Source organism: Pseudomonas sp. JE3303, assembly GCF_056312565.1.
Genome location: NZ_JBWGIF010000015.1, coordinates 92,730 through 106,538 on the forward strand (window position 1 = coordinate 92,730; position 13,809 = coordinate 106,538).

The window sequence follows — 13,809 nt, forward strand, 5'->3', positions numbered from 1 at the left end:
CCGGCCTTGGACCTGCTGTGTCAGCGAGTGCTGGCCGCCAGGATCAATGCCTTCATCTCCGCCACGGCGGCCTTGAAACCAACGAACAGCGCATGCGCAACCAACGCATGCCCGATGTTCAGTTCGTTGATCCCCTTGATCGCCGCGATCGCATCGACGTTGTGATAATGCAACCCGTGCCCGGCATTGACGATCAACCCCTGCCCTACGCCAAAGGCGACGCCGTCGACGATACGCTTGAGCTCCTCGGCCACTTCGGCCGGGGTGTGTGCATCGGCATAACGGCCAGTGTGCAGTTCGATGGCCGGCGCACCCACGCGCCGCGAGGCTTCGATCTGGCGTTCATCGGCGTCGATGAACAGCGACACCTCGGCGCCCGTGCGCAACAGCCGCTCGACTGCCGCCTTGATCCGTGCCTCCTGGCCTGCCACGTCCAGCCCACCTTCGGTGGTCAGCTCCTGACGGGTCTCGGGCACCAGACAGATATGCGCCGGGCGAATGTGCTCGGCGAAGGCGATCATTTCTTCGGTGACGCCCATTTCGAAGTTCATGCGGGTCTGCAGCACGTCCTTGAGCAGCAGCACATCGCGCTCCTGGATGTGGCGGCGGTCTTCACGCAGGTGCACGGTAATGCCGTCGGCACCCGCTTCCTCGGCATCGAGGGCAGCCTTGACCGGATCGGGATAGCGCGTGCCCCGAGCCTGGCGCAGGGTCGCCACGTGGTCGATGTTGACGCCGAGAAGCATGCGGTTGCTGTGAGTCACGGAAGGGGCACTCCTGAAGATTGAGCCCCACAGCATACGTCGTGCTCAGCGCTTGCGAAACAGTTCCCGGCTGACCAGCGGCTTGCCACCCAGGTGCACGGCCAGCGCCTGGCGCATCAGGCGCTTGGCCGCGCCCAGCGCACCCGGCGCTTCCCAGTCCGCCTCGGCGAGCGCCAACAGCTCCGCGCCGTTGAACAGTCCTGGCTGACCCAGGTTGACCCGCTCAAGCCCGGCATCGACCCGCAGGCGGTACAGGCCGTCGGCGACTACCGTTTCACCGTTGACGTCATGATCCAGCGCGAAGGCATAGCCCAGGTTTTCCAGCAATCGCCATTCGAAGGCCCGCAGCAGCGGTTCGAGGGGGCGGCCGGCCGCCAGGGCCTGCAAGGTCAGCGCGTAGTGTTCGAACAGCGCCGGATGCGGGTCTTCTGCCTGCAACAGGCGCATCAACAGCTCATTGAGGTACAGCCCGCTGAACAGCGCATCACCCACGAGCCATGCGGCAATGCCGACCGTGTCCAGGCGCCCGACGTTCTTCAGCTCACCGCGCCCTCGCAGTTCGACTTCCAGCGGCATGAACGGCCGCACCAGGCTGCCGCCCTTGCCCCGCGCGCGGCGCAACACGGCGCGCACACGGCCTTGCGGCGTGAAGAAGTCCACCAAGGCACTGGTCTCGCGGTAGGCGCGGCTGTGCAGCACGTAAGCAGGCTGGCCGACGGGTTGTTCCATGGGGATCGCCTGGAGACAGAAGCGGCCCGCGCAAGGGCGGGCCGCCGAGGGGGGTTACAGGTCGCCGTAGCCCAGCGAACGCAGGGCGCGCTCGTCATCGGACCAGCCGCCCTTGACCTTGACCCAGAGGTTGAGCATCACCTTGGCGTCGAACAGCAGCTCCATGTCCTTGCGCGCCTCGGAGCCGATGCGCTTGATGCGCTCGCCCTTGTCGCCAATGATGATCTTCTTCTGGCCATCCCGCTCGACCAGGATCAGGGCATGGATGTGCAGCACTGCACCTTGCTGCTTGAACTCTTCGATCTCGACGGTGATCTGGTACGGAAGCTCGGCGCCGAGCTGGCGCATGATCTTCTCGCGAACCAGTTCGGCCGCCAGGAAGCGACTGCTGCGGTCGGTGATCTGGTCTTCGGGGAAGAAATGATCATTTTCCGGCAGGTGCTTGGCGATCAGGCCTTCGAGTGCTTCAAGGTTGTGCCCCTGCTGGGCGGAGACCGGCACGATCTCGGCGTTCGGCAATTGCTCTTGCAGCCACTTGAGGTGCGGGATCAGCTCGGCCTTTTCCTCGACACGGTCGGTCTTGTTGACCGCCAGGATCACCGGGCCCTGCACGTACTGCACGCGCTCGAGCACCAGTTGGTCCTCGTCGGTCCAGCGGGTACGGTCGACCACGAAGATAACCACGTCGACGTCCTTGAGGGCGGCCGATGCGGTGCGGTTCATGTAGCGGTTCAGGGCCTTTTCGTTGCCCTTGTGCATGCCAGGGGTGTCAACGTAGATCGCCTGGACATCGCCCTCGGTCTTGATGCCGAGCATGTTGTGACGCGTGGTCTGCGGCTTGCGAGAGGTGATCGCGAGCTTCTGGCCAAGGATATGGTTGAGCAGGGTCGACTTGCCCACGTTCGGACGGCCAACGATGGCGACATAGCCGCAGCGGGTCGGATTATTCTCAGTCATTGCCATTCTCCACGCCCAGGGCGATCAATGCAGCAGCAGCGGCGACTTGCTCGGCGATACGCCGGCTAACGCCTTGGCCGCGGCTTTTCTTGTTCAGCAGGGTCACTTCGCACTCGACGAAGAAGGTCCGGCAATGGGGTTCGCCCTGGATGTCCACCACGTCGTAACGCGGCAGCTCACAGGCGCGCGACTGCAGGAACTCCTGCAAGCGGGTCTTGGGGTCTTTGTTGGTGTCGACCAGGGTCAGGCTCTGGAACTCGCCGGCCAGCCAGTCGAGAATGCGCTCGCGCGCAGTCTGCATGTCGGCGTCCTGGTAGATGGCACCGATCAGCGCTTCAAGGGCGTCGGCCAGAATCGACTCACGACGGAACCCCCCGCTCTTCAGCTCGCCGGAGCCCAGGCGCAGGTACTCGCCCAGGTCGAAGCCGCGGGCCAGCACGGCCAGCGTCTCGCCCTTGACCAGGCGGGCACGCAGGCGAGACAGCTGGCCTTCGCGGGCCTGCGGAAAGCGCTCGAACAGCGCCTCGCCGACCACGAAGTTGAGGATCGCATCGCCCAGGAATTCCAGGCGCTCGTTGTTGCGGCTGGCGTAGCTGCGGTGGGTCAAGGCCAGCAGCATCATGTCCTGGTTCTTGAAGGTGTAGCCGAGCTTGCGCTCGAGGCGGCTCAGGGAATCGCTCACAGTGCCCCCACCCGCTTGTCACGCTTGGCCAGTCGGCACGGCGCCCCGGAAGGAGCTGCCATCGAAATCAACGCTGTATTCAAAACAAAATCCTGAAAGACGGTTTGGCTGTGCTGCATGGGCGGAAAAGGGGCGCGATCACTCGCACCCCCTGAATACACAGCCTATGTCAGAAATGCATTCGGCGCCGTCTGGCAGACGGCGCCGCTGGGTATCACTGGATCAGACCGACCCGCGAGAGGTTCGGGAAATGGCTGAGCTTGGGCTCCGGCCAGCTCATCCATACCGCAAACGCCTTGCCGACGATATTGCGGTCCGGGACCATGCCATGCAGCTCCTTGGGAATGTTCGGATCATCCCAGAAGCGGCTGTCATTGGAGTTGTCGCGGTTGTCACCCATCATGAAGTAATGGCCTGCCGGCACGGTCCATTGCTGGTCCGGCGGCATGCGGTAACGGCTCATTTCCTTGCGGATCAGGTGCTCGGTGGCACCGAGTTTTTCCTTGTAGAGCTGCGCGCTGCCCAGGGTGCCCGGCTCGGCGCCCAGCAGTTGCTCGGCAATCGACTCGCCATTGACCAGCAGACGCTTGTCGTTGGTGTAGCTGATCCGGTCGCCCGGCAGGCCGACCACCCGCTTGATGTAGTTGACGTTGGGATCGCTTGGATAGCGGAACACCATGACATCCCCGCGCTGCGGGTCACCCACCTCGATGATCTTCTTGTCGATCACCGGCAGGCGGATACCGTACGAGAACTTGTTCACCAGGATGAAATCGCCCACTTCCAGGGTCGGTTTCATCGATCCCGACGGGATCTGGAACGGCTCGACCAGGAACGAACGCAGCACCAGCACGATGAACAGCACCGGGAAGAACGACTTGCCGTACTCGACGAGCAACGGCTCCTTGTTCAGGCGCTCGACCACGGCCCCTTCGGGCTGCGTGACGCTGCCCTGGTAGTTGGCGATTGCCGTGCGCCGGCGCGGAGCCAGGAACAGCAGATCGATCAGTGCCAACAAGCCACAGACAGCGACGGCGATAACTAGCAACAGCGGGAAATTTAGCGACATAGGACCTAACTATCCAACCTGAGCACGGCGAGGAAGGCTTCCTGCGGGATCTCCACATTACCAACCTGCTTCATGCGTTTCTTACCGGCCTTCTGCTTCTCCAGCAGCTTGCGCTTACGGCTCACATCGCCACCGTAGCATTTAGCCAGTACGTTCTTTCTGAGTGCCTTGACAGTGGTCCGCGCAACGATCTGTCCGCCGATGGCGGCCTGGATGGCCACGTCGAACATCTGCCGAGGAATCAGCTCCTTCATCTTCTCGGTCAACGCACGGCCTTTGTAGTGCGCGTTGTCACGATGCACGATCAGCGCCAGGGCATCGACCTTGTCGCCGTTGATCAGTACATCGAGCTTGACCAGGTTGGCCGACTGATAACGGTCGAAATGATAGTCCAGCGACGCGTAGCCGCGGCTGGTGGACTTGAGGCGGTCGAAGAAGTCCAGCACCACCTCGTTCATCGGCAGGTCGTAGCGTACCTGCACCTGCGAGCCGAGGAACTGCATGTCGCGCTGGACGCCACGCTTCTCGATGCACAGGGTAATGACGTTGCCCAGGTGCTCCTGAGGCACGAGGATGTTGGCCGAGACGATCGGCTCGCGGAAGTCCTCCACCGCCGAGACATCCGGCAGCCTCGACGGGTTGTCGACGTAGACGGTTTCGCCGGTCTTGAGCTTGACCTCGAAGATCACGCTCGGCGCGGTGGTGATCAGGTCCAGGTCGTATTCGCGCTCCAGGCGCTCCTGGATGATCTCCATGTGCAGCATGCCTAGGAAACCACAGCGGAAACCGAAGCCCAGGGCGTCGGAGCTTTCAGGCATGTACTGCAGCGACGAGTCGTTGAGCGTCAGCTTCTGCAGGGCGTCGCGGAAATCTTCGAAATCCTCGGAGCTGACCGGGAACAGGCCTGCGTACACCTGCGGCTGGATCTTCTTGAAGCCGGACAGCACCTCGACCTCGGGGGTCGAGCTCAGGGTCAGGGTGTCACCGACGGGAGCACCATGAATATCCTTGATGCTGGCGATGATGAAGCCGACTTCGCCTGCCTTGAGGTCGACGGTCTGGGTGTGCTTGGGGGTGAACACGCCCACGCTGTCGACCAGGTGCACCTTGCCGGTGGACTTGACGAGGATCTTGTCGCCCTTCTTGACGCGGCCATGGCGCACACGCACCAGCGAGACCACGCCCAGGTAGTTGTCGAACCAGGAGTCGATGATCAGCGCCTGAAGCGGCGCCTCGATATCACCCGTTGGGGCGGGAATGGTGTGCACCAGGCGCTCGAGCACCTCGTCCACGCCCATGCCGCTCTTGGCACTGCAGGCCACGGCGTCGGTGGCATCGATGCCGATGATCTTTTCGATCTCGTCCTTGACGCGGTCCGGATCGGCCTGGGGCAGGTCCATCTTGTTCAGCACCGGCATGACCTCGAGGCCCTGCTCGATGGCGGTGTAGCAGTTGGCGACCGACTGGGCCTCGACGCCCTGGCCGGCATCGACCACCAGCAACGCGCCTTCACAGGCAGCCAGGGAACGGCTGACTTCGTAGGTGAAGTCGACGTGGCCTGGGGTGTCGATGAAGTTCAGCTGGTAGGTCTTGCCGTCCTGGGCCTTGTAATGCAGCGTGACGCTGTGGGCCTTGATGGTGATACCGCGCTCGCGCTCCAGGTCCATGGAATCGAGGACCTGTGCTTCCATTTCGCGCGCCGACAGACCGCCGCACATCTGGATGAAACGGTCGGCCAGCGTCGACTTGCCATGGTCGATGTGGGCGATGATGGAGAAATTGCGGATATGACTCAAATCACTCACGGGTCAACACTCGAAAAGGCTGCGAGCCGGACGCCCGCCGAAAAATAGCCGGGAATTGTACCTTAAGCCGAAGGGTTATGGGGAATTCCTGATCGGCTGCACCGCTGGTTTCACGGACCGCACTTTTCACTACGGTAACGGCCGATCACTGCAGATCGCCGACGTGGCAGGTCAAAGGCCGGTTTTGCATGAAAAAAGGGCAGCTTACGCTGCCCTTTTCCTACCTTGCCTGTCGCTTACTCAGCGAGCTTGAAGGTAATGAAGCTTGCACGTCCCTGACGCAGCACGCGCATGGACACCGAACGATTCTTCGGCAGCTCCTTGGCGATCTCGGTGAACTGCTTGGCCGAGGCAATCGCCTGGTTGTTCAGATGGCTGATGACATCACCTGGACGCAGGCCGATCAGCGCCGCCGGACCGTCCTGGACTTCCTTGATGACCACGCCGCCCTTCAACTCCAGGCTCTTCTTCTGCTCGGCGGTCAGGTCGGAGACCGAAACGCCCAGACGGTTGCTGCTGCGCTCGGCACCGCCATCGGTACCCACGCCGATCTCCTGGTCTTCCTCGGGCAGTGCACCGATGGTGATATCCAGGTTCTGGCGCTTGCCGTTGCGGATGATATCGAGCTTGGCCTTGTCGCCATCCTTGAGGCTGCCTACCAGGTGTGGCAGATCGGCCGACATGACGATCGGCTGACCGTTCATGCTCAGGATCACGTCACCCACTTGCAGGCCACCCTTGGCTGCAGGGCCTTCCTCCAGCACCTGGGCCACCAGGGCACCGGCCGGTTTTTCGAGGCCGAAGGACTCGGCCAGGTCTTTGTTGACCTCCTGGATTACCACACCAAGCCAGCCGCGGCTGACCTTGCCGTCTTTCTTCAACTGGTTGGAGACATCCAGTGCGACATCGATCGGAATCGCGAAGGACAGACCCATGAAGCCACCGGAACGCGTGAAGATCTGCGAGTTGATCCCTACCACCTCGCCGTTCATGTTGAACAGCGGACCACCGGAGTTGCCTGGGTTGATAGCCACGTCGGTCTGGATGAATGGCACATAGGTGTCGTTGGGCAATGTACGGCCCTTGGCACTGACAATGCCTTTGGTCACCGAATGGTCGAAGCCGAACGGTGAGCCGATCGCCAGCACCCATTCGCCGACCTTGAGCTTCTCGGAGTCGCCCAGCTTGACGATAGGCAGGTCCTTGCCCTCGACCTTGAGCAGCGCCACGTCGGTACGCGGGTCGGTACCGACCAGCTTGGCCTGCAGTTCGCTGCGATCGGACAGACGGACGATGATCTCGTCGGCGTCGGCAACCACATGGTTGTTGGTCAGCACATAGCCATCGCTGGAGATGATGAAGCCCGAGCCCAGGGACTGCGCCTCACGCTGGCGGTCGCCGCGGGGCGAGCGCGGCTGCTGCGGCATGTTGCGCTCGAAGAATTCGCGGAACATCGGCGGCAAGCCTTCGAGGTCGGGCATCTGCCCGGTCATGCGGCGATCGGGCAATTTCTGCTTGGTACTGATGTTCACCACGGCAGGCGAGGCCTGCTCGACCAGGGTGGTGAAGTCCGGAAGGGCTTCCTGCGCCTGGGCGGTGACAACCTGCCCGAGCATCAGCACGGCGGCGCACAACGATAGATAGGATTTCAAGCGTGGTATTGACATACGGCTCCCGTCACAACGAGCGTAATTGGCAGTAAGGCCCTGCAAACGCATGAAAGGCCAGAACCTGTGAGGCCTGACCTATAGAAAATTTCCAGGGATTTTGCAAATGACAATGCTTTAATTTCATTTCAGCCGGGCCATCTCCGCACCGAATCGAGGGAGAACTGGCCGTCACTGACGGGCTTGAGCATCCTGGGCGCGCATGGACAACGCGATGCGCTCGGCAGTGCCAAGAGGAATCTCGCCGACCACGGTAATCATGACCTTGCCCTTGGGCGTGTTGAGGTGGCGTGATACCGCAACCGTCGGGCCCAGCTGGGCACGGGTGTCAGCCCCGGCATTGTCTTCTACAGGTTCCAGGAACACCGAGAAGCGTGCCAGACCATCGTCATACATCAGGCTGCTCACCGTGCTCTTGCGCGCAGGATCCCGGCGCACGGAGCTGTTGATCAGCTCAAAGCCCGGGGGTAACCAGTCGGAACGCCAGCCCGCCACCGATTCGGTGGAGCGCACGGACACCGGTTCAACCGGCTTGCAGGCGGCGCTGGCCCGAAGGTCGGCATCGCTTGGCAGGTCGTGGGTATCGAGGCGAGTCATCTGGAAGCGCTCGAGCAGCTGCCCCTTGTCGTTGAGCATCAACGAACGCAATGGCAGGCCGGTACGCTTGTCAAGGTGCAGTTCGAACCCGTAGCGATGCTGGTCGCGCGGACTGAGCGTGACGATCACGGCATCGCGGTCAGCGACCCGCGACTTGCCCGTGACGCTCAAGTCATACCAGCTCATCAGCTTGAGGGGATCAAGCACGCGCGGCGCGGGATCAGGTGCAGGGCCTACCTCGCTGACCAGAGGACCACTGACGCAACGAAGCTTGCCATCCACGCGCACGACCTCCTGGGCAATGCCATCGAGCTGCAACAGCCGCTCGCTGACTTTGCCATCCTGGACGCGATGCCATATATCGTGGGTTGAGAAGCTGCCGTTACGCTCGTAGACGAAAGAACCCTGGTAACTCTGCGCTTGCTCAGCCTGGACCAGCCTGTTCAGCCACTGCGTCGCCTCGGGCGACGAGTTGGCTGCAAGTGCCGGCACCGCCAAGCAGCTGCCTAACAGCAGCGGCATGAGAGGTAGCGCGCGCATGATCCTCCTTACTTAGCGGTTTTCGAGGCTGGCAGCACGTGCGTAAGGCAGCGCACTTTCAGAACCCTTGAGCGCGGACTCTTGAGCATGCTGGCGCAGGTAGCCCGGCAGACGCTGATCCCAACCGGCCTGATTCTGCAACACACCATTGGCCATAGGACCCGTGGTCTGCTCGCTGCCTTCGGTATAGCCCGCCAGTACCGCTGGACCTTGGACTTGCGGAACGCTGAGGTTCTGCTGGACCGGCTGCTGAGCGGCAAGCTCGACACCGGTGATTTCATCCTGGTTGTACATACGCACACCCGCCAGCACGGCAACAGTCACCGAAGCGGCTACCGCCAGACGACCCAGGCTACGCCATGGACCGCTCTTGACCTTGGCCGGAACGGCCTCGTTGGCGAGGGCTGCCGAGACCGCCGAAGCGATGTCCAGCTTGGGCAGCAACAGCTCCTTGTGCATCGCTGCACGGGCTACCTGGTAACGCGACCAGGTGGCACGTGTCTCGGAATCATCGGCGTTCAAAACCCGACGCAGTTCCAGTTCGTCCGCTTCGTTATCCATTACCGCGGACAGCGATTCCTGCAAAGCTTCACGACTCATGGCGGTTCCTCTCTTGGCTGTCGCCGCTGTCTCAGGTTTCCTGCAACAGAGGCTGCAGGGCTTTATCTATGGCCTCCCGAGCGCGGAAGATTCGAGAGCGCACGGTACCCACCGGACATTGCATGACGCTTGCAATGTCCTCATAACTCAGACCATCAAATTCACGCAAAGTTAAGGCCGTGCGCAGATCTTCAGGCAGTTGCTGGATGGTTCGATGGACGGTGCCTTCGATTTCATCCCGCAACAACGAGCGCTCTGGGGACTCGAGATCCTTGAGGCCATGATCGCCGTCGTAAAATTCCGCATCCTCGGAACTTACATCGCTGTCCGGTGGCCGCCGACCGCGGGACACCAGATAGTTTTTTGCCGTGTTGATGGCAATGCGGTAGAGCCACGTATAGAACGCGCTGTCACCGCGGAAATTTCCTAGCGCACGGTAGGCCTTGATGAAGGCTTCCTGTGCCACATCCTGGGCCTCATGGGTGTCGTGGACGAATCGCACGATCAACCCGAGAATCTTGTGCTGATACTTCAGCACCAACAGATCGAACGCTCGCCTGTCACCGCGCTGAACGCGCTCGACAAGCTGCTGATCCTCTTCCTGGGTTAGCATGAACACTCCTCAGTGAACTCGAAGGAGCGTTGCAACAGCCATCGTTCAGGCTTGCAAACATAGACTCGGGCTTTGAGCAAAAGTTCTCCCCTCCAAGCAAGTTTCCTGCGCCCCATGATCGGCTCGCACGAAAAACGCAGCGCGGACATCGCCGGCTGCGTCGATAATCTGGTCTCGAATACGCAGGTGACAGCTCAGAAAGAGCTGCCGCCCGCGTCGCCGCGGCATTTGTGGCGTACGGGCAGCCTTCTATGGATTCCCCCGCTTCCGGGAAAGTTCCACAAAGATTGCCATGCACAGCAAGCGCCATTGGAAATCAGGTCCCGGGGACTGTTATAAAGACAGCCGGTCACGATTCACAGTAGTTTCACAATGCCATCTGCGCATGACTATTGTGCCGCTCACCTCCTCCAGATTACTAGTGTCCCGACATGACCCAACAATTCCAACACGATGTCCTGGTTATCGGCAGCGGGGCCGCAGGCCTTAGCCTGGCACTGAATCTTCCCCGTCACCTGCGCATCGCAGTGCTGAGCAAGGGCGACCTCTCCAATGGCTCGACGTTCTGGGCCCAGGGCGGCGTAGCCGCCGTTCTCGACGACACCGATACGGTGCAATCCCATGTCGAGGACACGCTCAATGCCGGCGGCGGCCTGTGCAACGAAGATGCTGTGCGCTTCACCGTGGAGCACAGCCGCGAGGCCATCCAGTGGCTGATCGACCAGGGCGTGCCCTTTACCCGCGACGAACAGCACAGCGCCGACGACGGCGCGTTCGAGTTCCACCTGACCCGTGAAGGCGGCCACAGCCACCGGCGCATCATCCATGCCGCCGATGCCACGGGCGCAGCCATCTTCACCACCCTGCTGGCGCAGGCGCGCAAGCGCAGCAACATTCAGTTGCTCGAGCAACGGGTGGCCGTGGACCTGATCACCGAGCGCCGGCTCGGCCAGAAAGGCGATCGCTGCCTGGGCGCCTACGTGCTCAACCGCGCCACCGGCGAGGTCGACACCTTCGGCGCGCGCTTCACGGTGCTGGCCACGGGCGGGGCGGCCAAGGTCTACCTCTACACCAGCAATCCCGACGGCGCCTGTGGCGATGGCATCGCCATGGCCTGGCGCGCCGGTTGCCGAGTGGCAAACCTTGAGTTCAACCAGTTCCACCCCACCTGCCTGTATCATCCTCAGGCCAAGAGCTTCCTGGTGACCGAAGCCCTGCGCGGCGAGGGAGCCCTGCTGCGCCTGCCGAACGGCGAACGCTTCATGCCTCGCTTCGACCCGCGCGAAGAGCTTGCCCCACGCGACATCGTGGCCCGCGCCATCGACCATGAGATGAAACGTCTGGGCGTGGATTGCGTGTATCTGGACATCAGCCACAAACCGGCCGACTTCATCAAGAGCCACTTCCCCACCGTGTACGAACGCTGCCTGACCTTCGGCATCGATATCACCCGCCAGCCGATCCCGGTGGTCCCCGCAGCGCACTACACCTGTGGCGGGGTGATGGTCGATGATCGTGGCCATACCGACGTGCCGGGTCTCTACGCCATTGGCGAAACCAGCTTTACCGGGCTGCACGGCGCCAACCGCATGGCCAGCAACTCGCTCCTCGAATGCTTTGTCTATGGACGCGCCGCCGCCGCCGACATCGAGGCACACCTTGAGCAGGTACCCATGCCGGTCGCCCTGCCCTGCTGGGATGCAAGCCAGGTCACCGATTCCGACGAGGATGTGATCATCGCCCATAACTGGGACGAACTGCGGCGTTTCATGTGGGACTACGTCGGCATCGTGCGTACCAGCAAGCGCCTGCAACGCGCCCAGCACCGTGTGCGCCTGCTGCTGGACGAGATCGACGAGTTCTACAGCAACTACAAGGTCAGCCGCGACCTGATCGAGCTGCGCAACCTGGCCCAGGTGGCCGAGCTGATGATCCGCTCGGCCATGCAGCGCAAGGAGAGCCGTGGACTGCATTACACCCTCGACTATCCAGGCATGCTCCCCGTGGCCCAGGACACTATCCTGCAGCCGCCCACCTACGCCGACTGAACTTCAGCCGCAGACGCAGGCGCCGGTGCTGATCCGGCGCCAGCGCGTCCGGCGCGATGCACTGCGTCTGGCTCAACCGCCGCCCCTGGCCCACGAATCGCAACACCACCATCCTTGGCAACGCCAGACTGTCACGGCAAAGACGCGCTGGCTGCCAGCCACGGGCATGGCTGAACAGCTGCCAGCCGCGCGGATCGCGGCGCAGGCCGGTAATGGCGTGGGGATGGGTCAGCAGGATACGGCGAGGTATCGCCCAGGCGGAATGGGCGAGACAGCCGAGCAACAGGCTCACACGCAGCCAATCAGGCGCCGCGCTCACCAGCAGCGCCAGGCATGCGAGGGCCTGGCAGGCCAGATAGGCCGTCAGCAGATGGCGCGAGCCCTGCCAGCGGCATTCGAAAAGCTCATTTGGGCTGGACACGGTCCAGGATGATGCGGACCATGCGCTGCAGCTCGGGGTCTTCGGACTCGGAGCGCTCCATGAACCAGCCGAACATGTCCTGGTCTTCGCAGCTCAACAGGCGGACGTAGAGCTCGCGGTCCTTCTCGCTCAGGGTCGAGTAGACCTCTTGCGTGAACGGCACCAGCAGGACGTCCAGCTCCAGCATGCCGCGGCGGCTGTGCCAGAAAAGCCGGTTGATTTCAGTTTGTTCGACCATGGGACCCTCCTCGAATGGCCGGCAAGTATACAGCGGCGCACTGCCCCCGGCATCGGGCGATCGTCTAGTCACCTACCTATTTTGTTACCACCGTTCTATGATGGGCCCCAGTCTTTACCACCTGCGATGACCCATGGCCGATACCGCTTTCTTCTGCCCCCTGTCCCACGAGGGCATTCTCGCCGTTCGCGGCTCCGACGCCGGCAAGTTCCTGCAGGGTCAACTGACCTGCAATATCAGCTACCTCAGCCCTGAGCACGCCAGCCTTGGCGCCCGCTGCATGGTCAAGGGCCGCATGCAGTCAAGCTTCCGCATCCTGCCCGAGGGCAATGGCTACCTGCTGGCAATGGCCAGCGAGCTGCTCGAGGCGCAACTGGCGGACTTGAAGAAATATGCGGTTTTCTCCAAGGCCACGCTGGCCGACGAGAGCCAGGCCTGGTGCCGTTTCGGGCTCCAGCACGGCGATGCCGCCCTCCAGGCACTGGGCCTGGAAGTGCCTGCCGAAGCGGGGGCAACCCAACGCAATGAAGGGCTGATCGCCGTACGCGCGTCCGAAGGACGTGTTGAGCTTTGGGCAACCATCGAAAAGGCTGACACCCTGCGCTCGACCCTTGCCTCGCTGCTGCCTGAAGGCACGCTCGATGCATGGCTGCTCGGCCAGGTCCGCGCCGGTATCGGCCAGGTTACCGGCCCGACCCGCGAACTGTTCATCCCGCAGATGATCAACCTGCAGGCCGTCGGCGGCGTCAGCTTCAAGAAAGGTTGCTACACCGGCCAGGAAATCGTCGCGCGCATGCAGTACCTTGGCAAGCTCAAGCGGCGCCAGTATCGTCTGGCACTGGCTGGGGCCGAAGTGCCCGTGGCGGGCAGCGAGATCTTCTCGCCGACCCATGGCTCCTCGGTGGGCGAAGTGGTCATTGCCGCCCAGGCAGGGCAAGGCTGCGAGCTGCTCGCGGTGCTGACCGCCGATGCGGTCGCGGACGACAACCTGCACCTGGGCAGCCCGGAAGGGCCCCGTCTTGAACTGCTGTCCCTGCCTTACGAACTGGACCGCGACCGGGAAATCCAGCGTTGACCCG

General features: G+C 62.4%; 14 protein-coding genes. 2 read left to right on the top strand and 12 right to left on the bottom strand.

All coding sequences use genetic code 11. The features are described 5' to 3' along the window. Positions 1-20: 20 nt before the first annotated feature. From pdxJ to rpoE, 10 genes are all read right to left on the bottom strand, one after another. A complete protein-coding gene (pdxJ, locus tag AC0ZZU_RS20825) occupies positions 21-800 on the bottom strand; it encodes a pyridoxine 5'-phosphate synthase (protein WP_476343181.1) in 780 nt (259 codons plus the stop codon). A 9-nt stretch (positions 801-809) separates the two neighbouring features. Beyond that, entirely contained in the window at positions 810-1,493 is a 684-nt protein-coding gene (gene recO / locus AC0ZZU_RS20830) for a DNA repair protein RecO (RefSeq protein WP_476343182.1), read from the bottom strand. A 54-nt stretch (positions 1,494-1,547) separates the two neighbouring features. Continuing rightward, complete coding sequence (era, locus tag AC0ZZU_RS20835; RefSeq protein WP_476343183.1) at positions 1,548-2,450, bottom strand: GTPase Era; 903 nt, start codon at positions 2,448-2,450, stop codon at positions 1,548-1,550. Further along, complete coding sequence (rnc, locus tag AC0ZZU_RS20840) at positions 2,443-3,132, bottom strand: ribonuclease III (RefSeq protein ID WP_476343184.1); 690 nt, start codon at positions 3,130-3,132, stop codon at positions 2,443-2,445. Before rnc ends, era begins: the two co-directional genes overlap by 8 nt. Before the next feature lie 214 nt (positions 3,133-3,346). After that, positions 3,347-4,201 (bottom strand): signal peptidase I, encoded by an 855-nt coding sequence (gene lepB, locus AC0ZZU_RS20845; protein WP_476343185.1) that lies wholly within the window; start codon positions 4,199-4,201, stop codon positions 3,347-3,349. 5 nt (positions 4,202-4,206) lie between these two features. Then, positions 4,207-6,006 carry a translation elongation factor 4 gene (gene lepA / locus AC0ZZU_RS20850; protein WP_476343186.1) on the bottom strand — a complete coding sequence of 600 codons (1,800 nt, stop codon included), beginning with the start codon at positions 6,004-6,006 and terminating at the stop codon, positions 4,207-4,209. Between the two features lie 236 nt (positions 6,007-6,242). Beyond that, a complete protein-coding gene (locus AC0ZZU_RS20855) occupies positions 6,243-7,622 on the bottom strand; it encodes a DegQ family serine endoprotease (protein WP_476343285.1) in 1,380 nt (459 codons plus the stop codon). Positions 7,623-7,844: 222 nt separating this feature from the next. Then, positions 7,845-8,810 carry a MucB/RseB C-terminal domain-containing protein gene (locus tag AC0ZZU_RS20860; protein WP_476343187.1) on the bottom strand — a complete coding sequence of 322 codons (966 nt, stop codon included), beginning with the start codon at positions 8,808-8,810 and terminating at the stop codon, positions 7,845-7,847. Between the two features lie 12 nt (positions 8,811-8,822). After that, a complete protein-coding gene (locus AC0ZZU_RS20865) occupies positions 8,823-9,410 on the bottom strand; it encodes a sigma-E factor negative regulatory protein (RefSeq protein ID WP_476343188.1) in 588 nt (195 codons plus the stop codon). A 31-nt stretch (positions 9,411-9,441) separates the two neighbouring features. Further along, a complete protein-coding gene (rpoE, locus tag AC0ZZU_RS20870; protein WP_003252049.1) occupies positions 9,442-10,023 on the bottom strand; it encodes an RNA polymerase sigma factor RpoE/AlgU in 582 nt (193 codons plus the stop codon). A 431-nt stretch (positions 10,024-10,454) separates the two neighbouring features. Here rpoE and nadB point away from each other — a divergent pair, with 431 nt between their 5' ends. Continuing rightward, positions 10,455-12,071, top strand: a complete 1,617-nt coding sequence (gene nadB, locus AC0ZZU_RS20875) for an L-aspartate oxidase (RefSeq protein WP_476343189.1) — start codon at positions 10,455-10,457, stop codon at positions 12,069-12,071. Here nadB and AC0ZZU_RS20880 read toward each other — a convergent pair. Together AC0ZZU_RS20880 and AC0ZZU_RS20885 are read right to left on the bottom strand one after the other, a co-directional pair. After that, positions 12,040-12,492, bottom strand: a complete 453-nt coding sequence (locus AC0ZZU_RS20880; RefSeq protein ID WP_476343190.1) for a protein YgfX — start codon at positions 12,490-12,492, stop codon at positions 12,040-12,042. The genes nadB and AC0ZZU_RS20880 overlap by 32 nt on opposite strands. Further along, positions 12,476-12,730: an FAD assembly factor SdhE gene (locus AC0ZZU_RS20885; RefSeq protein ID WP_158459726.1), complete on the bottom strand. Its 255-nt coding sequence runs from the start codon at positions 12,728-12,730 to the stop codon at positions 12,476-12,478. Before AC0ZZU_RS20885 ends, AC0ZZU_RS20880 begins: the two co-directional genes overlap by 17 nt. 133 nt (positions 12,731-12,863) lie before the next feature. On the opposite strand from AC0ZZU_RS20885, the gene ygfZ reads away from it, so the two are divergent. Beyond that, entirely contained in the window at positions 12,864-13,805 is a 942-nt protein-coding gene (ygfZ, locus tag AC0ZZU_RS20890) for a CAF17-like 4Fe-4S cluster assembly/insertion protein YgfZ (protein WP_476343191.1), read from the top strand. Positions 13,806-13,809: the final 4 nt, after the last annotated feature.

Bases quoted from the DNA above. Each gene is read 5' to 3' on its own strand.
- ygfZ (WP_476343191.1), top strand. From the start codon at position 12,864: ATGGCCGATACCGCTTTCTTCTGCCCCCTGTCCCACGAGGGCATTCTC.
- AC0ZZU_RS20885 (WP_158459726.1), bottom strand. From the start codon at position 12,730: ATGGTCGAACAAACTGAAATCAACCGGCTTTTCTGGCACAGCCGCCGC.
- recO (WP_476343182.1), bottom strand. From the start codon at position 1,493: ATGGAACAACCCGTCGGCCAGCCTGCTTACGTGCTGCACAGCCGCGCC.
- lepB (WP_476343185.1), bottom strand. From the start codon at position 4,201: ATGTCGCTAAATTTCCCGCTGTTGCTAGTTATCGCCGTCGCTGTCTGT.
- nadB (WP_476343189.1), top strand. From the start codon at position 10,455: ATGACCCAACAATTCCAACACGATGTCCTGGTTATCGGCAGCGGGGCC.
- AC0ZZU_RS20865 (WP_476343188.1), bottom strand. From the start codon at position 9,410: ATGAGTCGTGAAGCTTTGCAGGAATCGCTGTCCGCGGTAATGGATAAC.
- AC0ZZU_RS20855 (WP_476343285.1), bottom strand. From the start codon at position 7,622: ATGCTCGGGCAGGTTGTCACCGCCCAGGCGCAGGAAGCCCTTCCGGAC.
- pdxJ (WP_476343181.1), bottom strand. From the start codon at position 800: ATGCTGTGGGGCTCAATCTTCAGGAGTGCCCCTTCCGTGACTCACAGC.
- era (WP_476343183.1), bottom strand. From the start codon at position 2,450: ATGACTGAGAATAATCCGACCCGCTGCGGCTATGTCGCCATCGTTGGC.
- AC0ZZU_RS20860 (WP_476343187.1), bottom strand. From the start codon at position 8,810: ATGCGCGCGCTACCTCTCATGCCGCTGCTGTTAGGCAGCTGCTTGGCG.
- rpoE (WP_003252049.1), bottom strand. From the start codon at position 10,023: ATGCTAACCCAGGAAGAGGATCAGCAGCTTGTCGAGCGCGTTCAGCGC.